This window comes from Peribacillus sp. TH16 (genome assembly GCF_016651095.1).
Classification (GTDB): domain Bacteria; phylum Bacillota; class Bacilli; order Bacillales; family DSM-1321; genus Peribacillus; species Peribacillus butanolivorans.
The window spans coordinates 353,651-373,571 of the sequence record NZ_JAEKEM010000002.1 but is presented as its reverse complement, the minus strand read 5'-3'; the positions used below and the strand labels follow the sequence as shown (position 1 = coordinate 373,571).

Here is a 19,921-nt window from a genome sequence, read left to right as displayed (position 1 = left end):
AATACATTAAAGTTAAGGAGAATGTGCAATGGTCGAAACAAAAATGTTAAGAGGAACGAAAGTAAAAATGACACCAAGTGAAGCTATTGTTGAGACATTAGTGGCAGAGGGAGTCAAACATATATCGGGAATTCTAGGTTCTGCTTTTATGGATATGCTTGATTTATTGCCAACAGCAGGCATTCGATTTATTGGAGTTCGACATGAACAAAGTGCTGCTCATATGGAAGATGCTTATTGTCGTGTCTCAGGTGTTGCTGGGGTTGTTATCGGTCAAAACGGACCTGGAATGACCAATATGGTAACCTCTGTAGCAGCGGCCAATCAAGCTCATACTCCTATGGTAGTAATATCTCCTTCAGCAGGTACACCAACTGTTGGATGGGATGGTTTTCAGGAATGTGATCAGGTTTCCATTTTCAAGGCCATCACAAAAGAAACGGTGAGAGTGACCCACCCAGGTCGAGTCGCTGATTGTCTACGGACAGCATTTCGAATTGCTTATGCTGAAAGAGGACCTGTATTATTTGATATCCCTCGTGATTATTTCTATGGTGAAGTGGAGGATCAAATTCTTCAACCACATCAATATCGCGTAGATTCACGAGGATGCGGGTCATCTGAATCCTTGGATAGAGCAGCTGAAATTTTAGCTGAGGCTGAGTATCCAGTTATTATTTCAGGTAGAGGGACAGTTGATTCAGATGGTATTGAGGAAATTAAAAATATAGCAGAACACTTGACAGCTCCGGTAGCTGTATCCTATATGCATAATGATGCATTTCCTGCAGATCATCCGTTAGCTGTTGGCCCAATAGGATATATGGGATCAAAAGCTGCTATGAATACACTAAAGAAAGCAGATGTTATTTTAGCGGTTGGTACAAGATTATCCGTATTTGGTACATTACCATGTTATGACATTGAATATTTCCCTAAAGAGGCAAAAATAATTCAAATAGATATTAATCCAAGGCAAATCGCTAGAACCCACCCAGTTGAAGTTGGTATTATCGGTGATGCTCGTGAAGCTAGTCGAGAAATTATGAAACGGTTAAAGGAAATTAAACCTAGCCTAAAACAAGAAAAAGCGCGGATGGTAGAAGTAACAAATGAAAAACAAAAATGGGAAGAAGAACTAGTAGAACTTGCGATGATAGATGGGACACCAATTAACCCGCGTCGCGCCCTCTTAGAATTAACAAAAGTGTTACCTGAGAATGCTATTGTTTCAACAGATATTGGTAATGTATCATCAACTGCAAACGCTTACTTGAAATTTAACCAGAGCCGTAGACACATCGCTGCCCTAACATTCGGAAACACCGGTTTTGCTTATCCATCTGCACTTGGTGCCAAATTAGCTGAGCCGAATACACCTGTTTTAGCAATCGTTGGAGATGGAGCATGGGGAATGAGCTTACATGAAGTAAGTACAGCAGTTGAAGAAAACATTCCAGTCATCGCGTGCGTCTTTAATAATAATGCATGGTGTGCAGAGAAAAAGAACCAAGTCGATTTTTATAATAATCGTTTTGTTGGGGCAGATATCCAAAATCCAGATTTTGCAGAAGTTGCTCGTTCGATGGGGGCAGTTGGAATTAGAGTGGAAAAACCTGAAGAATTAGGACCTGTCATAGAAGCGGCAATAAAATCAAACAAACCAACCGTCATTGATATTCAGGTGGATGGAACCCAATTAGCGCCTCCATTTAGAAAAGACGCTTTAAAAATGCCAACTAGATTATTAGAAAAGTACGCTCATTTAGATCATAAAAACTGGGATAAATAATTTCTAAAAAAGAATGTTATAACGGACGCGATACTTAATGGATGTATTTTGAGTTATCGCGTCTATTTACTACGTAACATCAATATTTTCATACTCTTGTTTTCTATTTTGAGTTGGATCGGTATAGGTAACTTAACTAAAATTCATTTCAATAAATAAAAAGGGGGTTTTAATATTGAAATTAGAAACTGAAACGAAAGGCCTTGTTCAAATGGATAAAGATCATTTATGGCATGCGATGCATCGTTATAACGAAAAGGAAAGTCCCATGATTGCAACGGAAGGAAGCGGCTCATGGTTTACCGATACAAAAGGGGATAAATATTTAGATGGGGTTTCTGGATTATGGTGCTTGAATTTAGGACATGGACGAAAAGAAATTGCTCAAGCAGCGTATGAGCAAATGGTGAATTTATCTTACTTCCCATTAACTTTAAGCCATAAGCCAGCTATTGAACTATCTTCTAAAATAAGTGAACATTTAAAAGGTTCATATACAACTTTTTTCACTAACAGTGGATCTGAAGCGAATGAGACCGCTTTTAAAATTGCTCGTCAATATCATTCTCAAAATGGAAACCCGGGGAAATACAAATTCATCTCTAGGTATCGAGCCTATCATGGTAATACTTTCGGTGCTTTAAGTGCAACAGCTCAGGCGAATCGGAGAGTGAAATATGACCCAGCGGTTCCGGGTTTTCTGCATGTGCCACCACCATATAGTTATCGAAGCCCATTTGGAGAAAACGCAGAGAACTCTGACCTCCTTGCAGCAGAATATCTTGATCAGGTTATTAACTTTGAAGGATCAGAGACTGTAGCTGGCGTTATACTTGAACCATTCATATCAGGCGGCGGGGTCCTTATCCCTTCAAAAGAGTACTTAACAAAAGTTTCGGAAATTTGTAAGATGCATGATGTTCTTTTAATTGTGGATGAAGTGGTTTCAGGTTTTGGCAGAACAGGAAAAATGTTTGGATTTATGCACTCTGATGGGGTTCAACCTGATATTGTAACAATGGCAAAGGGATTGACCAGCGGTTATCTTCCACTAGGAGCAACAGCTGTGAACTCTAGGATTTATGAAAAATTTAAAGAGAACGGAAATTTAAATCATTTTAGACATGTGTCAACCTACGGAGGTCACCCTGCATCTTGCGCAGTTGCCCTCAAGAACATTGAAATTATCGAAAATGAAAATATTGTTCAACGAGTATCTGAACTCAGTGAATCAACACTAAGTGAACTCTTTGAATTGACTGCTCTAGAAAAAGTTGGAGAAGTGCGTGGAATTGGATTTTTATATGGAATTGAACTAGTAGAAGATAAAAAATCAAAAACACCTGTATCTGAAGAGCTAATGGGAAAGGTAATTGGGGCTTGTAAGAAAAAAGGCCTGATTATTGGCAGAAACGGAGATACAGTTCCTGGATACGGGAATGTATTAATTATTGCACCGCCTTTATCCTCAACTGTTGAAGATTTACACTTTGTCATAGAAACTGTTAAATCTGTTTTGTATGAATTGTGTTAACCCTTAATGTAGATAAAAGCTTCAGATAACTTTATTGGTCACGATTAAAGATGGGCATGATATGTCTAACTGTTTTGACATCCATGTCCGTTTTTTTTATATAAACGCTGATAGACTAATACAAAAGCGGAGGTATTATGGTATCTCAAAAAAAGTTATTGGTAATACTTGCGCATCCTGATGATGAGTCATTTCTTTGTGGAGGAACGATCGCCAAAATTTCTAAACTTGGTGTACAGGTAACCTTACTTTGTGCAACAAAAGGTGAGATGGGCAGGCGTATGGGCAATCCCATTCTTACAACGAGAGAATCATTGCCGAAATTACGAGAACTAGAGTTAAAAAACGCATGCGAAGAATTAGGGATTAACGACCATGCGGTATTTAAATTTAAGGGATAAAACAATTGAGTTTGAAGATATAGATTTATTAGTAGAGCGAATTGTAAAAGTGATTCGAGAAATTAAACCTCAAGTAATAGTAACGTTTAATGAGAAATATGGGGGACATCCAGACCATTGTGCAATTGGTCGTGCAGCGACATTAGCATTTTCAAAATCAGGTGATTCAGATTTTTATCCAGATTCTGTTTTCTCTGCCTTTAAGGCTCAGAGCCTGTACTTTGTCCTTTGGCATACATATTATGAAAAATGGATAAAAGAGAGCATGCTGAAAAGTGTGACTAAAGTAAATATCTCAGAAACTCTGCAAAAAAAGATTCGGGCTTTAAGGTCTCATAGTTCCCAAACTTTAGCCGTTCCTGAATTATGGGATAATCAAAAACCTACTTTACCTTTTTTAACAGAATACGAGTACTTTATTAAAGGAAATCCTCCCTATATTATAGAAGAAACTGATCTTTTTCAAACAATAGAAATGTAGCGATGATACATGATTTTTAAAGCAAACCGGGTTACAAGTGGTCTTAATTTATCTGGAAAGGGGGAAGGAATGAATGCAATTAGAAAAATATAAGCCCCTAGAGGAAACAAGTGAGGGACAACAAAATTCAAAATTACCTCTACAAGAAAAGAAATCAAGCTTACTATTGTGGATTGGTGGTATTGCTTTTACATTTTTTATCGCACTTTTAGGTTTGGGGCTGTCTAAAATTACAGGATTTGATCGAATTGGACCGCTTGCTTGCTCAATTATTATTGCGGTCATTTATCGCCAAATCGCAGGCTATCCAGAAAAATTCCGTAAGGGCATTGAATTTTCCGCTAAAAAACTTCTCCGTTTTGCAATTATTTTATATGGTTTGAAATTAAATATTGATGTGATTTTTAATCAGGGTTTTCCATTATTGGTTCGTGACATAGGAACCGTAGCTTTTGCAATAATCGTAATGGTTCTGATTGCAAAGTGGTTAAAAGCTGACCCTTCAATTTCGCTACTTCTCGCGGTAGGAACGGGTGTGTGCGGTGCAGCAGCAATCGCAGCAATTTCTCCTATCGTAAAAGCAAAAGAAGAAGATACGGCCATAGGTGTAGGGATAATCGCTTTAATGGGGACACTTTTTTCCATAATTTATACCCTAATACGTCCTATCCTTCCAATATCAGCGTTGGATTATGGTATATGGTCTGGAATCAGTCTTCATGAAATAGCTCATGTTGCATTGGCAGGAGCCCCAGCAGGTGAAGATGCGCTAGCTATTGCGCTATTGGCAAAATTAGGTCGTGTCTTTTTACTCATCCCATTATGCTTCATTTTTATGTATTGGATGAAAAAACGTTCATCGGAAAAAACGGGTCAAGATGCAAAAATAGATTTTCCATGGTTCCTCGTTGGTTTTATAATTATGAGTTTAATTGGAAGTTATGTGTTTGGAACATATATCTCAGTTTCTCCAATCGTAATGGAGGGTATTTCTAAAACTACTACATTTATTTTGACAATGGCCATGATTGGTCTCGGACTAAATGTCAGCTTGCAGGCGCTTCGTACAAAAGCCATGCGTCCACTTTTGGCAATGACCATTACCTCGTTGCTTCTTTCTATAATCTCGTATTTTATAGTCTAAAGGTAGAGGATCTTATATTTTTTGGTGGAGCCTTCCAGTGTTGTCTATAAAATCACTAAGGAATTATTTAATACAGATAACATAATCCAGATGTAAGGGTATTTTTTAAACGTAAACATCTCCCACTTTGAACTGTATCCTGAATAGTTGTCACTATTCAGGGTTTTCTATATCCATGGATACTCGTTTAATTCATGCGAAGATTATGAACATAGTAAATTATTTTTTTAATAATCATTGGAACCGTTTAGAGAGCAATCACTGTACAAAACTTTTCTGATTGTTCGAAAGTGAGAGTTTAATAGAAAACAAGACAGGGAACATCTCACATTTATTTCTAAACTAGTCGAATCAATTGATACCGATTTATTTGAATATTATTACAATTTGGTTTACAATATAATCACTGATACGAACATCACAATGTCTTTTTCTGTTTGGAGGAAATTTTATGGAGCTAGACTTTAACAATCCAATCCCATTACATGTTCAATTAAAAATAATATTAGAAGACCAAATTTTACAAGGTTATTATAAGGACAAGATCCCAAGTGAAAGAGAACTCATGGATATGTATTCTGTTAGTAGAAGCACTGTAAGAGAAGCTGTATCTATTTTAGTTCGTGATGGGATATTAGAAAAAAGGCATGGTAAAGGGACCTTTGTATCTCTTAAACCAGTTCAAGAATGGCTTAAGATGATTAGTTTTACTGAGACGACTAAAAATATGGGGATTAAATTACTAAATCATGGTCGTGTATTGACTCCTGAAAATATAGCCGATGCAAATGGGTTTGAGGATGAATCATACCATATTAAGAGGCTACGGTTACAGGGGGATTTACCAATCGCAATTGAATTGCATTACTATTCTTTAGAACTTGGACAAAAATTAACGAAATTTGATTTAAGTACTACTGTTTTGTATGATGCACTCGAAGGTGATCTAAATATTAACTTTTGTGAAGCAGAACAAATTATAACATGCGGCTTTCCAACAAAAGAAGATGCTGAACATTTAGGTATAACAGAAGCTATGTGCTTGCTAATTACAGAACGAATGATTTTTGATTCTGATGGTAATTTAGTAGAATATTATAAAGGTTTATTCCGATCAGATATGTATTCATTTGCTATGAAAATGTCCCGAAAGAACAACTAATTTTGTAAATGTACTAATAAGTATTACCGACTGGATAAAATACCCTAAGCCTTTCTAAGAAAGTAGAGAGGCTTAGGGTATTTTTGGTTCTCTAATCGTTAATGTAGATTCTGATGGTTTTGAACAGATAAAAACGCCAGTCAAGTTATTCCTATAAAGGGCTTGATTGACCAACCTGAGGTGCTTATTATACATTTGATTTTCCACCCAAGCATTTAAGTTTGTTTCTAGGGTTTTAATTGTTAGTATAGAATTGAAACTTCATCAAGAAAGGACAAATTTTAAATGTCAAATATACAAATACCTGTATCGGTCTTAAATTTGGCCCCTATTCGCAAAGGGCAGGGGGCAAAAGAAGCCATTGATGCAATGGTTGATTTGGCGCAAGCCACTGAGAAAATGGGTTATAAACGATATTGGGTTGCAGAGCATCATAATACGCCAACACTAGTGAGCTCAGCTACTTCGATTTTAATTAAACATATCTTGGAACATACAGAACACATACGAGTTGGGTCTGGCGGAATTATGCTACCTAACCATTCTCCTTTGGTAGTAGCCGAACAATTTGGAACTATGGCAACTATCTATCCTAATCGATTGGACTTGGGTCTTGGCCGGGCTCCTGGTACAGATATGATGACCGCAAGTGCATTGAGACGTTCTCAAAATGATTCAGTCTACACATTTCCAAAAGATGTAAAGGATTTGCTTGCTTATTTTGGGCCCGAAGAGCTTCAAGGTTATATAAAAGCTTATCCAGGTGTTGGCACGAAAGTTCCGATTTATATCCTCGGTTCATCAACGGATTCAGCGGTTTTAGCAGCTAAATTAGGTTTGCCGTATGTATTTGCTTCCCACTTTGCACCAAGGTATATGGATGAAGCCATTGCAATTTATCGTAATCAATTCCAGCCATCAGAATATCTGGACTCTCCATATATGATAGTATGTCTTAATGTGATTGCAGCAGAAAGTGATGAAGAGGCCAAATTTGAATCGACAACGATGCAGCAATTTTTCTTGAATGTTGTGCGAGGCTCACGAACGCTGTTAAGTCCTCCAATTGAAAACATGGATCACATTTGGAGTCAGCCAGAGAAAGAAATGGCTACATCGATGTCCAGTGTGACTTTGTTAGGAAGTAAACTTTCGATACGAGAACAGTTAACGAGTTTTCAAGAGAAGTATAACGTGGACGAAATCATGGCTGTATCTTATATTTATAATCCTGACAAACAAAAACGTTCTTATGAACTTTTAAAAGAAGTGGTTGATGGCAATTAACGAATGAAAGTAAAAAGTAAACCCTGTCTAAGCGATAGGGTTTGCTTTTTATTAGAAGGACCATATCGTAGATTGGACTGTAATTCAACAATCGGGGCGCTATAGTTGAAGATTATTGTATAAGCTAACTTCCTATGCGAAATACCTTTTGTTTACATAGAACAGAATATTGGCAATTAAAAAGTTTTTATACTCAAAATAAATAGTTTGAGAATCAACTTCTGTTAATTAAAGCTATTTTAGTTTTTCTTGAGGATTAGCATTCAACTATCATTATAATTTTATATTACTTTATTGATATTCTTAAGCAGCTGCCATAAATGACTCCTGGAGAGTCGATGAAACGTATATCAAGTAAAAGGTCAATGAATGTATCTGTATCGTGCAGTGGATTCCAAAGGAAACACGATTGATTTTTATCTCAGTAAAACAAGAGACAAAAAGGCTGCAAACACTTCTTCAAGAAAGCTTAACGGTCTTTTCATGTTTCTAAACCTCGCGTCATTACGTAAAATGGGGTTTAGGTGGATAAATTCAAGGTTATACATACTCTATACTTTCGGATTCAATAGTATTTTGCTTGAGCACCAAAACAGATGGTGAGTATAAGGTTAAGGCGAATGAATATCACTGATTTACTTATTTTTTCTGCGGTTTTAGGTTGTCTTTAAGGCAGCTTTTTCATTATTAAACTGAGGGAGTTCAAGAGTGCATTTTGATCTTTGTTCATGCCAGATTTGTGGACTAAAGATTATTGTGCAAACTAAAGGATAATTCTTTGCAAATAAAAACCATTCTATATCGAATGGTTTTTATCTTTATCTCTATTTGCTGTTGGATTAGGGTTATTTAATAAACTACCAATTAATGGGATGAAATAATTGAGAATTGGCCCTCCTAAACAAACGGTTAATAGAGTTCCGATACCAATTGGTCCATTGAATATGATTGCCATTACTAAGAAAACAAGATAAATTAATGTTTTTGAAAACAGTATATTCATTCCAGTTAAATCTTGAATGATGAACATCAAACGGTCTACAGGAATTGGAGCAAAATTTGCATGTAAGTAGATAGCTGTTCCTAGTCCTATAACAACTAATCCAACCCCTAAACAAACAAGTTTAATGAGTATTTGTTCTGGCTGAACCAAGTTATGTAATAAAAAAAGCCATATATCAATTCCAAGACCTGTTATAAAAGCTGTTAGTAAACCAAAAAATTCTGGTCTTTGTCTTTTTAAAAGTGAATTACAAAATATCATGATAAATGCTATTATAAATTCCCAGCTTCCAACCGTTAGTCCGACTTGTATAGAAAGGCCGACCAAAAGGGCATCAAATGGTGATGTTCCAAGGTCTGATTGTATGGTTAAAGAACAACCAAGGGCTAATAGTATGATTCCTAACACATAGAGGATAAATTTCGTGTTACTCACATTTAACACATTTATTCATTAGCTAATTCTTTTATCATTAAAATATGTGGACTACCATCTTCCATAAAAACATTTGATGAAGTTTGATAGCCGAGTTTTTTATAAAAACCCTCTGCTTGTGTTTGCCCATGTAATTTAACCTGGGATATTTCCTTTTCTTTTGCGATTTCTTCTAATGTTTTAATAATTATTTTTCCAAGACCAAATTTACGGTAAGGCTCTAAGATACAAATTCTCTCCAATTTACCTAAACCATCAACAACTCTTAACCTTCCAGTTCCGACAGGTTTTTCATTATAATAGACTAAAATATGTTCTGATAGTCCATTAAGTGTATCAAATTCATCAAATTCATCTTCTAATGAGAAACCTTGTTCCTCAACAAATACTTCTTTTCTGATATGAAAAGCATTTTTTAAATCGCTATCTACTGTTATTCTCTTTGAATCCAATGATCTTCCTCCCTTTTCTAGATTTATTTAATTATACAAGTCATAATAACTTTATGACCTTTTATTAGTATAAATGAAATTATTTTTGTTGTAAATACAACAAAAAAGTTAGGGGTTTTTTTAATGATGGAAATACTTCGTGAAATTGGAATGATAGCAAGAGCATTGGACTCTATAAGTAATATAGAATTTAAAGAATTTGACCTTACAAAAGGGCAGTATTTGTATCTTGTTCGAATATGTGAAAATCCTGGAATCATTCAAGAAAAGGTAGCAGAAATGATAAAGGTTGACCGCACGACAGCAGCTCGTGCAATTAAAAAACTGGAGATTCAAGGTTTTATTGAAAAGAAAAATGATGATAACAACAAAAAAATTAAAAAGTTATATCCAACTGATAAGGGCGAAAATGTTTATCCCTTTTTAAAGAAAGAAGGAGAGTATACCGACAAGGTTGCATTATCTGGATTTTCTTTGGAAGAAACAGAAACAATATTTCATCTTCTTCAAAAGGTCAGAAAAAATATTGAGGTAGATTGGGAATTCGTAAAAAAAGGAAATAAAAGGGGGTATTGATATAGGCTTATATATTATCCCTGCTTCATAGATGACTAAACGGGGAATTAGTTGAGGCAACATAAGCTAATTTGCATCTGTACTTCTTAAATGTAAAGTGAATAAAGTAAAAACCTCTAACACCCATAACCCGTTCTAGAAATTAATTTGGATAATCTTTGTGTTGTAAGGATTGATGGAGTTGTTCAAAATTTTATATAGTTGTGGATATGAATTTAATAGAAAGAGGCTCGAATTTCGATTTGAAATTGAGCCTCTTTCTTATTATCCAGCTACATTTTCAGTAAACTGACTATTGTAAAGATCTGCATAGAAACCATTTACCTCTAAAAGTTCTGAATGTGTTCCTTGCTCAATCACCTTTCCTTGATCCATAACAAGAATCAAATCTGCATCCTTAATCGTTGAGAGACGATGGGCAATTACAAAGCTAGTACGTCCTTCCATCAGTCGCTTCATCGCCTTTTGGATAAAGACTTCGGTCCTAGTGTCCACACTCGACGTCGCTTCATCCAATATCATGATTGGTGGATCTGCAAGGACAGCTCGTGCGATTGTCAAAAGCTGCTTTTGACCTTGTGAGATGTTCGAGGCTTCTTCGTTTAAGACTGTCTCATAACCATCTGGTAGTGTCCGAATGAAATGATCGGCATGTGCCGTACGAGCAGCTGCGAAAATTTCTTCATCTGTTGCTCCATTTTTTCCATAAGCGATATTGTCTTTAATCGTACCATTAAAGAGCCAGGTGTCTTGAAGCACCATCCCAAAGTTCTTTCGAAGGTCATTCCGAGACATATTCCGTGTATCTAGACCATCAATCTTAATCTTTCCGCCATTGAGTTCATAAAATCTCATCAAGAGATTTATCATTGTCGTTTTTCCAGCACCAGTCGGTCCAACAATTGCGACCGTCTGTCCAGACAAGACATCAATGTTCATATCTTTAATTAACAAGTCTTCACCGTATCCAAAATCTACATGTTCAAAAGTTACATCGCCATTTGCTCTCATTATACTAGCTGTCGTTTTTTCTTTCATTTCCTCTTCTTCATCGAGTAGCTCAAAGACACGCTCAGCTGCAGCAACCGTCGACTGAATAATGTTTGCAATGTTAGCTGTTTGTGTGATCGGCTGGGTGAACTGCTTTGAATATGTGATAAATGCTTGAATATCACCAATTGAGATCGAACGTTGCGTTACCAATATCCCGCCGACAACGCTGATAAGGACATAACTCAAATTTCCGATAAAGAACATCATAGGCATGATGATACCAGATATAAACTGTGCTTTACTTCCCGCTTTATACAATTCTTCATTAACCAAAACAAACTGGGCGCTTGCCTTTTTTTCATGTCCGAATGCTTTAACGACTTGATGGCCAGTATACATTTCTTCAATGTGCCCATTTAATTGTCCGAGTGTGCGCTGTTGATCGGCAAAATGTTTTTGGGATCTTTTTAAAATGGGCCGGATTGCAAATATTGACAAAGGTAAGCTGACAATCGAGATTAATGTCAATAACGGGCTTATCGAAAGCATCATAATGATAATCCCCAAAATTGTAACAATTGATGTGATGAACTGCGTTAAGCTTTGTTGAAGGGTGCTCCCGATTGTATCAATGTCATTTGTCATTCGGCTTAGTGTTTCTCCGTTAGGACGTCCTTCAAAATATTTGAGAGGAAGTTTCTCAAGCTTTCTATTAACATCTTCTCGAAGATCATATACTGTATCTTGTGCAACACTAGACATAATGTATTGTTGTACATAGTTGAAAAGACTGCTTAAGGCATACAGTCCAGCAAGTAGTAGAAGAATCTGTCCAATTTTATCAAAGTTAATAGTTGCTCCTGGTATTCCTTGGAATTTCCCGTAAGCTCCTTCGAATAATTCTGTAATCGCCGTTCCCATGATTTTTGGCCCTACAATCATAAAAATTGTACTCATGATTGCAGCGAAGAACACGGCAATCAATTTGTTGCGTCGGGGTTTTAAATAAGCCAAGAGACGTCTTAGTGTTCCTTTAAAATCTTTTGCTTTTTGACCCATCATCATCATGTTACCGCCACCAGGGCCATGCCCCATTTGCCCGCCGCTTTGAGGTTTTTTTTGATTACTCATGCAATTTCCTCCTCTGAGAGCTGTGATAAGGCGATTTCACGGTATACGTCGTTTGTACTAAGCAACTCTTGGTGTGTACCCATGCCTACAATGTGTCCTTCATCTAACACGATGATTCGGTCAGCGTCTACAACCGTACTAACACGCTGTGCAACAAGTAATACCGTCGCATTTTTTGTTTCATCTTTCAGGGCTGCACGAAGGTTGGCATCTGTCTTGAAATCAAGTGCAGAAAAGCTATCATCGAATATATAAATATCTGGTTTTCGAATGAGTGCTCTTGCAATCGAGAGTCGTTGTTTTTGTCCACCTGATAGGTTTGAGCCGCCTTGTTCGATTTCTGCATTATAGCCGTCTTTCATTTTGCTTATAAAATCTTCTGCTTGCGCAATACGAGCCGCATGCTCAATTTCCTCCTGTGTGGCTGTTTGTTTTCCAAAGCGAATGTTGTCAGCAATAGTACCCGTAAAGAGGATGGCTTTTTGTGGCACAAAGCCAATTTTTGAACGGATTTCATCTTGTGATGCCATACGAATATCAACACCATTAACGCGAATAGATCCACTTGAAATATCATAAAAGCGAGGGATCAAATTGACGAGCGTTGATTTTCCTGAACCTGTTCCACCGATGATTGCGGTGATCTCACCAGGTCTTGCAGAAAAACTAATATCCGATAATGCAGGTTCTTCTGCTCCTGGGTAACTGAACGATACATGTTCAAATTCAAGTGTACCGTGTTCACGATCTGCCTTATCTGTTCCCTCATCTAGGAATGAAGGTTTCATGTCAAGGACTTCGTTTATCCGAGTTGCCGACACAGCCGCACGAGGAACCATAACGAACATCATGGATGCCATAACAAGTGCGAACATAATTTGCATCACATATTGGATAAAGGCCATTAAGTCCCCAATTTGCATACCGCCGTTATCAATTCGAACTCCACCAAACCAAATGATACCAACAACCGTCAAGTTCATGACAAGCATCATTATAGGCATCATAAAGGCCATAACTTTATTTACTTTAATCGAGACATCTGTCAATTCTTTATTAGCTTTCTTAAGGCGTTCCTTCTCTTGGGTTTCACGATTAAAGGCACGAATGACGCGAATCCCAGTTAAATTTTCTCGTAATACAAGGTTCAACCGGTCTAATCGTTTTTGCACCGTTTGAAAAAGAGGCACACCTTTATATAGAATAAGCAGGATCGAACCAATCAACACAGGCATTGCGACGACAATAACAAGGGATAATTTGGCATCCTTCGAAACGGCCATAATCACTCCGCCGACTAGCATAATAGGTGCACTGATAACCATACGAAGCATCATAATAACCACTTGCTGGACTTGTGTTATATCATTGGTCGTCCGTGTAATTAGTGACGCGGTACCGACTTCGTCAAATTCTTGTAACGAAAATTTTTCAACATGATTAAAGACTTTCAGGCGGACATCGCGTCCCATTCCCATTGCTGCTTTTGACGAATAGTAGCTTGCGATAATGGAAGCACAAGCGCCAAGAGCTGAAACTAACAACATCAAACCACCAATTTTCCAAATGTAGGAGGTGTCTCCAGGAACGACACCTTTGTCAATAATATCGGCCATTAGTGTAGGCAAAAAGAGGTCCGACATTGATTGAACAAAGACTAGACCGAAAACTGCTAAAATAATCCACTTATAAACGGATAAATTTTTCAGTATTTTTATCATTTTGTACACTCTCCTTGTTCTGTTGCTTGTGCTTCCAAATAGTTTGTAATTTGAAGATGCGTTTCAAGTAACTCTTCAAACTGTTCTTCAGTAAGTAATTCAATGACCGTTTGAAAGATTTGGTGAATACTGCCTTCATGCATATGAATCGTTTTTAACAAATTTCTTCCCTTTTCGGTGATGGACAACTGGATTTCACGCCGGTTGCCCTCCACATGCTCACGATGGAGCATGCCAGCTCGAACGAGACCATCGACCGCTTGGCTCAGTGTGCTTTTTGGAAGAAATGTTTTCTCCCCAACGTTTTTTTGAGTCATATCCTCGTGAAGAATAATGGCCATCAAAATAGAATATTGGGGAACTGTTAATCCATTTTCTACTGCTGTTTTTTGAACGAATCGCATGATATTTTTCTGCACGTTCGAAAATGAACGTAATAGTTGTACTGAACGCATTAATTCTTGATTTTCACTCTCCACTCAACTTCACCATTCTTCCTATTTTGAACTGTTCCATAACGAACAGTTCATTTTATGAATTATTTAAATTTACATCTATTTTTCCGCTTAGTCAAGCAAAAAACAATTGCCTCATTTCAGTGTGTATCTTGCCCTTAGTGCTAACCTAAAAAACAAGTTTTAAACTTCAGTCAAGTACTAAACTTATTCAACAAAGGAGGTAAGGGGTTTATCTATGCGGCTCGATTATTCGGTTAGGTATATGGACAACTAATTCAATAATTGAGTTCTGGAATACAAACTAAAAAAATTGATTAATTAATAAGGAAATCTTCGAATTTGATAGAGCTTGGGTGCTTTACTGTTTTACAATATTAAACTGCGTAGAGTGATTTTTTTATAGTATATAGAGTTCTCTTTTGACTAAAATCCGTTTGCTACCCTAGAAAGCGTTATGAGAGTGGAAGGAAGAATAGTGATAAAGCAGTGCTCTTAACGATGCCTTGTGGATTGTTTGATTTGCTCTTAATTCAAAAGACAAGAAAATAATCTGATTACCAAAGTGGAATTAGTTGAAAATGTGAGATAGAAAGTGTTAGGATAATATTACTAAAGTTAGTACCAGGTAATAACACTAGATGATAACGTAAATGAGAATGGTGTTAAATAGAAAGCATGTATTACATAATAGGAACTTTTCATCCCTGGTGGATACATAACCAAATTTAATTTTGGCAAAATCAGTTAAAGAGAAAGTATTGTGTTTCAGGTTACAGCGTTCCGTTTTGTATTTAAGGGTGCGAGTATGAAGACTAACATTCGGTTTTAAAAGAAAAATGTACTAATTATTAGGAGGGATGATGACGTATGGTTGAAAACCGTCATCTACAGGCAGGTCTCAGTGATGAAAAAGTGCTTGAGATGTATAAAGTGATGTTATTAGCAAGACGTATAGATGAGCGGATGTGGTTATTAAACCGATCAGGGAAAATTCCATTTGTTGTTTCTTGTCAAGGACAAGAAGCCGCTCAAGTAGGGGCTGCGTTTGCATTAAATCGTGAAAAGGATTATGTACTTCCCTATTATCGAGATCTTGGAGTAGTGCTTGCGTTTGGGATGACCGCTAAAGATCTAATGTTATCCAGTTTTGCAAAAGCAGAAGATCCGAATTCAGGGGGGCGTCAAATGCCTGGCCATTTCGGGCAAAAAAAGAATCGCATCGTGACGGGTTCATCGCCTGTTACAACTCAAGTACCACATGCGGTTGGAATTGCACTAGCTGCAAAAATGGAAGGGAAAGATATCGTTTCATTTGTTACTTTTGGAGAAGGTTCATCTAATCAAGGTGACTTCCATGAAGGAGCAAATTTTGCTGGCGTTCATAAACTCCCGGTTATCTTGATGTGCGAGAATAATCAATATGCCATTTCCGTTCCAATTGAAAAACAGTTAGCGTGTAAAAAAGTATCGGATCGGGCCATTGGTTATGGAATGCCAGGTGTAACGGTTGACGGAAATGATCCGATTGAAGTATACCAGGTGGTAAAAGAAGCCGCCGAAAGAGGCAGACGAGGCGATGGGCCAAGTTTAATAGAAACTGTTTCATATAGGTTAACACCCCACTCAAGCGATGATGATGACAGTATGTATCGCTCACCTGATGAAGTGGCAGAAGCAAAAAAAATAGATTCGATTATTACATTTGGTGCCTATTTAAAAGCAACAGGGGTCCTAGATGATCAACTTGAGAAACAAATTAATGACGAGATAATGGACGTTGTGAACGAAGCGACTGATTATGCAGAAAAAGCTCCATATGCAAATGAAGAAACGCTCTCGAAATACGTTTATGCAGATAAGTAAGGAGGAAAGAAGATGGCTGTAATTTCTTATATAGATGCAGTGATAATGGCTATACGCGAAGAAATGGAACGCGATCCGCGTGTATTTGTACTAGGTGAGGATGTAGGGAAAAAAGGCGGGGTTTTTAAAGCAACAACTGGTTTATATGAACAATTCGGAGAACAACGGGTTATTGATACTCCGCTTGCTGAATCGGCTATAGCTGGGGTTGGCATTGGTGCGGCTATGTATGGAATGAGGCCGATTGCAGAAATGCAATTTGCTGATTTTATCATGCCTGCAATCAACCAAATTATTTCAGAGGCTGCCAAAATACGTTATCGCTCTAATAATGACTGGCAATGTCCAATAGTCATTAGAGCTCCATACGGCGGCGGAGTCCATGGGGCGTTATATCATTCACAATCCGTAGAAGCCATTTTTGCCAATCAACCAGGGCTGAAAATTGTCATGCCATCCACGCCATATGACGTGAAAGGGTTATTAAAAGCAGCTATTCGTGATGAAGACCCAGTTCTTTTCTTTGAACATAAACGTGCTTATCGCCTAATTAAAGAAGAAGTACCAACTGATGATTATGTATTACCTATTGGCAAAGCAGATGTGAAGCGTTACGGTGAGGACGTTACCGTGATTACTTACGGCCTTTGTGTTCATTTTGCGCTTCAGGCAGCTGAAAAATTGGCCAGTGATGGGATATCTGTTTATATTCTTGATTTACGAACCGTTTATCCATTAGATCAAGAAGCCATTATTGAAGCAGCATGCAAAACTGGAAAAGTTCTATTAATTACAGAAGATAATAAAGAAGGAAGCATTATTAGTGAAGTGTCAGCCATTATTGCAGAAAACTGTCTTTTTGATCTGGATGCACCGATAATGAGACTCGCCGGTCCGGATGTTCCAGCCATGCCATATTCTCCACCATTGGAAAAATCCTTTATGGTGAATCCTGAAAAAGTAGAAAAAGCTCTACGGGATCTTGCAGCCTATTAAATTATCGGCAGGGAGGGTATGAAAATTGAAAATACAACAAATGAAAATGCCTCAGCTAGGGGAAAGTGTTACGGAAGGAACAATCAGCAAGTGGCTCGTTAGGCCTGGAGACCATGTGAATAAATATGATTCAATTGCGGAAGTGATGACTGATAAAGTCACAGCGGAAATCCCTTCGTCTTTTACCGGAAAGATTATAGAAATTTTTGCAAAAGAAAATGAGACAATGGTAGTTGGCGAAGTGATTTGTGCGATAGAAGTGGAAAATGTCAGTGAAAAGAAGGAAGACAGTGACCAACAATTAGTCGAAAGCCTGAAAACGATTGAAACAACAACTAGCACTAATCACCTTAAAACAAGATATTCACCAGCCGTATTAAAAATTTCACAGGAAAATGGCATTGATTTAACTAAAGTCAAAGGATCGGGAAGAGACGGAAGAATCACCCGGAAAGATTTAGTGAAACTTCTTGAAAAAGGAGTGAATAAAATTGAAGAAAATCAGGAGTTGGCACCAACAGTTATTGCTTCAAAACAAGATCCTGTTGAAAAATCGTTTTCTTCCATTGAGACATCAGTCCATTCAGTTGGCGATATAGAGATTCCTATTACAGGAATCAGAAAAACAATTGCAGCCAATATGGTGAAAAGTAAACATGAAGTCCCGCACGCTTGGATGATGGTCGAAGTCGATGCAACAAACCTTGTTAAGAATCGCGATTCATTAAAAGCTGAATTCAAGCAAAAAGAAGGCTATAATTTAACATACTTTGCATTTTTCATCAAAGCAGTATCACAAGCTCTAACCGAATTTCCGGAGATGAACTCTATGTGGGCTGGTGATAAAATCATTCAAAAAAAGGATATTAATATATCAATTGCTGTAGCTGCGAGTAATGCTCTTTTTGTTCCAGTGATTAAACATGCGGACGAAAAATCAATTAAGGGACTAGCCAGGGAGGTTCATGAACTCGCTCAAAAAGCGCGAACAGGAAAGTTGAAACCAGAAGATATGCAGAATGGGACATTTACGGTTAATAACACGGGGGCATTCGGATCTATTCAGTCGATGGGAATTATTAACCATCCACAGGCAGCCATCCTTCAAGTTGAGTCTATCGTCAAACGTCCAGTAATCATTGATGATATGATCGCGGTAAGGAATATGGTGAATTTATGTTTGTCGATTGACCATCGGGTACTTGATGGTTTAGTATGCGGTAAATTTTTAGCTAGAATAAAAGAAATTATTGAAACTGCTTTTCAGGAAGGTGCCTCCATTTATTGAGAAAAATATACCTTACACATAAGGCGTGTTTAATTAACTGGAGGTAAATGTATGCGGACTGAAGCTGACATGATTGAATTAATATTAAAAATTGCAGAAAAAGATGATCGAGTCCGTGCTGTGGGAATGAATGGTTCACGAACGAATACGAAAGTTCCAAAAGATGTGTTTCAGGATTATGATATCGTTTATATTGTGACCGAAATGGAATCTTTCATACGAGACCATAAATGGATTGATGTTTTTGGTGAACGAATCATTATGCAAAAACCTGAAGAAATGTCATTATTTCCACCAGAATTAGGAGGGCGTTTCTCTTATTTAATGCAGTTTACAGACGGAAACCGTATTGACCTATTATTAGTTCCTTTCGATGAAAAAGATGTTTATTGCAAAGAGGATAAACTTACGATTATTTTAATGGACAAGGATAATTGCCTTCCTTCAATTCCTAATCCGACCGATGTAGATTATTGGATTAAAAAACCTTCTACCGAATTCTTTGATGATTGTTGCAATGAATTTTGGTGGGTATCAACTTATGTAGCAAAGGGTTTATGGAGAAAGGAAATTCTATATGCACAAGAGCATCTTAACAATGTCAGATTAATGCTCATTCAAATGCTAGAATGGCAGGTAGGTATTGAAACGAACTTTTCAGTAAGCGTTGGTAAACACGGCAAATATTTGGAGTGTTTTTTGACTGAAAAGAGTTGGCAGAAGCTTCTTTCCACTTATGCAGATGGAAGTTATGATGGTGTTTGGAGAGCATTATTTTCAATGTGTGATCTTTTTGATAGTACAGCGATGTATGTTGGAAAACATTTGAATTATGAATATCCTTATGAAAATGAAAAGAGTGTTATTACATACCTAAAACATATCCAAAACTTATCGCCCAATGCTACTGACATTTTTTAAGCTTTTTTAGCAAACATGTAAGTTCAAATGAATTGGGGAATATATGATGTATTTCTAAACAAGTGAAGTATAAGGTAATTGGAAGCGGATTTTTCCGATACTAGCGACATCTCCAATTACCTGTTCCCCAAAAACTGAACCTTCATGAAACTAGCCACCTATTAATTCAAATTAAGCAACTTCTCAATTTATCCCATATACAATCACTCATCATTTATAGCCCAGCCTCGGATAAGCAGGCATTACTAAGGACTTCTCAGAAGAAACGACAGCCTTTTCCTAT

At 37.2% G+C, this 19,921-nt stretch carries 17 protein-coding genes and 1 pseudogene; 13 read left to right on the top strand and 5 right to left on the bottom strand.

The features are described 5' to 3' along the window. The first annotated feature begins 28 nt into the window (after positions 1-28). From xsc to JFV29_RS01755, 8 genes and pseudogenes are all read left to right on the top strand, one after another. Positions 29-1,792 (top strand): sulfoacetaldehyde acetyltransferase, encoded by a 1,764-nt coding sequence (gene xsc, locus JFV29_RS01790; protein WP_201180897.1) that lies wholly within the window; start codon positions 29-31, stop codon positions 1,790-1,792. Between the two features lie 175 nt (positions 1,793-1,967). Then, positions 1,968-3,326, top strand: a complete 1,359-nt coding sequence (locus JFV29_RS01785; RefSeq protein ID WP_201180896.1) for an aminotransferase — start codon at positions 1,968-1,970, stop codon at positions 3,324-3,326. A gap of 158 nt (positions 3,327-3,484) precedes the next feature. Continuing rightward, entirely contained in the window at positions 3,485-3,727 is a 243-nt protein-coding gene (locus JFV29_RS01780; RefSeq protein ID WP_207205070.1) for a PIG-L family deacetylase, read from the top strand. Next, entirely contained in the window at positions 3,702-4,208 is a 507-nt protein-coding gene (locus tag JFV29_RS01775; RefSeq protein WP_201180894.1) for a PIG-L deacetylase family protein, read from the top strand. The genes JFV29_RS01780 and JFV29_RS01775 overlap by 26 nt, the downstream gene beginning before the upstream one ends. Before the next feature lie 73 nt (positions 4,209-4,281). Next, a complete protein-coding gene (locus JFV29_RS01770; protein ID WP_201180893.1) occupies positions 4,282-5,352 on the top strand; it encodes a YeiH family protein in 1,071 nt (356 codons plus the stop codon). Positions 5,353-5,803: 451 nt separating this feature from the next. Further along, entirely contained in the window at positions 5,804-6,514 is a 711-nt protein-coding gene (locus JFV29_RS01765; protein WP_201180891.1) for a GntR family transcriptional regulator, read from the top strand. A gap of 285 nt (positions 6,515-6,799) precedes the next feature. Beyond that, positions 6,800-7,801, top strand: coding sequence for an LLM class flavin-dependent oxidoreductase (locus JFV29_RS01760; RefSeq protein WP_201180890.1), 1,002 nt, complete (start codon positions 6,800-6,802; stop codon positions 7,799-7,801). A gap of 319 nt (positions 7,802-8,120) precedes the next feature. Beyond that, positions 8,121-8,271, top strand: a pseudogene (locus JFV29_RS01755) (DDE-type integrase/transposase/recombinase); the annotation flags it as partial. Between the two features lie 326 nt (positions 8,272-8,597). Here the strand turns inward: JFV29_RS01755 and JFV29_RS01750 are convergent. Together JFV29_RS01750 and JFV29_RS01745 are read right to left on the bottom strand one after the other, a co-directional pair. Continuing rightward, positions 8,598-9,212 (bottom strand): YczE/YyaS/YitT family protein, encoded by a 615-nt coding sequence (locus tag JFV29_RS01750; RefSeq protein ID WP_342366321.1) that lies wholly within the window; start codon positions 9,210-9,212, stop codon positions 8,598-8,600. 38 nt (positions 9,213-9,250) lie between these two features. Next, complete coding sequence (locus JFV29_RS01745) at positions 9,251-9,691, bottom strand: GNAT family N-acetyltransferase (protein ID WP_057215098.1); 441 nt, start codon at positions 9,689-9,691, stop codon at positions 9,251-9,253. Positions 9,692-9,814: 123 nt separating this feature from the next. Between JFV29_RS01745 and JFV29_RS01740 the strand changes: the two genes are divergently transcribed. Further along, on the top strand, positions 9,815-10,267 hold the full coding sequence (locus tag JFV29_RS01740) for a MarR family winged helix-turn-helix transcriptional regulator (protein WP_201180889.1): 453 nt from the start codon (positions 9,815-9,817) through the stop codon (positions 10,265-10,267). Between the two features lie 264 nt (positions 10,268-10,531). Here the strand turns inward: JFV29_RS01740 and JFV29_RS01735 are convergent, their stop codons facing one another. Genes JFV29_RS01735 through JFV29_RS01725 form a run of 3 tightly spaced genes read right to left on the bottom strand, consistent with a single transcriptional unit; the run spans position 10,532 to position 14,567 of the window. After that, positions 10,532-12,391 carry an ABC transporter ATP-binding protein gene (locus tag JFV29_RS01735; protein WP_201180888.1) on the bottom strand — a complete coding sequence of 620 codons (1,860 nt, stop codon included), beginning with the start codon at positions 12,389-12,391 and terminating at the stop codon, positions 10,532-10,534. Next, a complete protein-coding gene (locus JFV29_RS01730; protein WP_057215106.1) occupies positions 12,388-14,112 on the bottom strand; it encodes an ABC transporter ATP-binding protein in 1,725 nt (574 codons plus the stop codon). Before JFV29_RS01730 ends, JFV29_RS01735 begins: the two co-directional genes overlap by 4 nt. Then, a complete protein-coding gene (locus JFV29_RS01725) occupies positions 14,109-14,567 on the bottom strand; it encodes a MarR family winged helix-turn-helix transcriptional regulator (RefSeq protein WP_207196592.1) in 459 nt (152 codons plus the stop codon). Before JFV29_RS01725 ends, JFV29_RS01730 begins: the two co-directional genes overlap by 4 nt. A gap of 870 nt (positions 14,568-15,437) precedes the next feature. Between JFV29_RS01725 and JFV29_RS01720 the strand changes: the two genes are divergently transcribed. From JFV29_RS01720 to JFV29_RS01705, 4 genes are read left to right on the top strand one after another with little or no spacing between them, the layout of a single operon-like run. Then, on the top strand, positions 15,438-16,433 hold the full coding sequence (locus tag JFV29_RS01720; RefSeq protein ID WP_201180886.1) for a thiamine pyrophosphate-dependent dehydrogenase E1 component subunit alpha: 996 nt from the start codon (positions 15,438-15,440) through the stop codon (positions 16,431-16,433). 12 nt (positions 16,434-16,445) lie between these two features. Further along, entirely contained in the window at positions 16,446-17,429 is a 984-nt protein-coding gene (locus JFV29_RS01715) for an alpha-ketoacid dehydrogenase subunit beta (protein ID WP_201180885.1), read from the top strand. A gap of 25 nt (positions 17,430-17,454) precedes the next feature. Then, positions 17,455-18,717 carry a dihydrolipoamide acetyltransferase family protein gene (locus JFV29_RS01710; RefSeq protein WP_201180883.1) on the top strand — a complete coding sequence of 421 codons (1,263 nt, stop codon included), beginning with the start codon at positions 17,455-17,457 and terminating at the stop codon, positions 18,715-18,717. A gap of 51 nt (positions 18,718-18,768) precedes the next feature. Continuing rightward, positions 18,769-19,638 carry an aminoglycoside 6-adenylyltransferase gene (locus tag JFV29_RS01705; RefSeq protein WP_201180881.1) on the top strand — a complete coding sequence of 290 codons (870 nt, stop codon included), beginning with the start codon at positions 18,769-18,771 and terminating at the stop codon, positions 19,636-19,638. The last annotated feature ends 283 nt before the right edge of the window (positions 19,639-19,921 follow it).

Coding starts and splice junctions, on each gene's coding strand:
- xsc (WP_201180897.1), top strand. CDS start 29: ATGGTCGAAACAAAAATGTTAAGAGGAACGAAAGTAAAAATGACACCA.
- JFV29_RS01775 (WP_201180894.1), top strand. CDS start 3,702: ATGCGGTATTTAAATTTAAGGGATAAAACAATTGAGTTTGAAGATATA.
- JFV29_RS01770 (WP_201180893.1), top strand. CDS start 4,282: ATGCAATTAGAAAAATATAAGCCCCTAGAGGAAACAAGTGAGGGACAA.
- JFV29_RS01765 (WP_201180891.1), top strand. CDS start 5,804: ATGGAGCTAGACTTTAACAATCCAATCCCATTACATGTTCAATTAAAA.
- JFV29_RS01760 (WP_201180890.1), top strand. CDS start 6,800: ATGTCAAATATACAAATACCTGTATCGGTCTTAAATTTGGCCCCTATT.
- JFV29_RS01740 (WP_201180889.1), top strand. CDS start 9,815: ATGATGGAAATACTTCGTGAAATTGGAATGATAGCAAGAGCATTGGAC.
- JFV29_RS01735 (WP_201180888.1), bottom strand. CDS start 12,391: ATGAGTAATCAAAAAAAACCTCAAAGCGGCGGGCAAATGGGGCATGGC.
- JFV29_RS01730 (WP_057215106.1), bottom strand. CDS start 14,112: ATGATAAAAATACTGAAAAATTTATCCGTTTATAAGTGGATTATTTTA.
- JFV29_RS01725 (WP_207196592.1), bottom strand. CDS start 14,567: ATGCGTTCAGTACAACTATTACGTTCATTTTCGAACGTGCAGAAAAAT.
- JFV29_RS01720 (WP_201180886.1), top strand. CDS start 15,438: ATGGTTGAAAACCGTCATCTACAGGCAGGTCTCAGTGATGAAAAAGTG.
- JFV29_RS01715 (WP_201180885.1), top strand. CDS start 16,446: ATGGCTGTAATTTCTTATATAGATGCAGTGATAATGGCTATACGCGAA.
- JFV29_RS01705 (WP_201180881.1), top strand. CDS start 18,769: ATGCGGACTGAAGCTGACATGATTGAATTAATATTAAAAATTGCAGAA.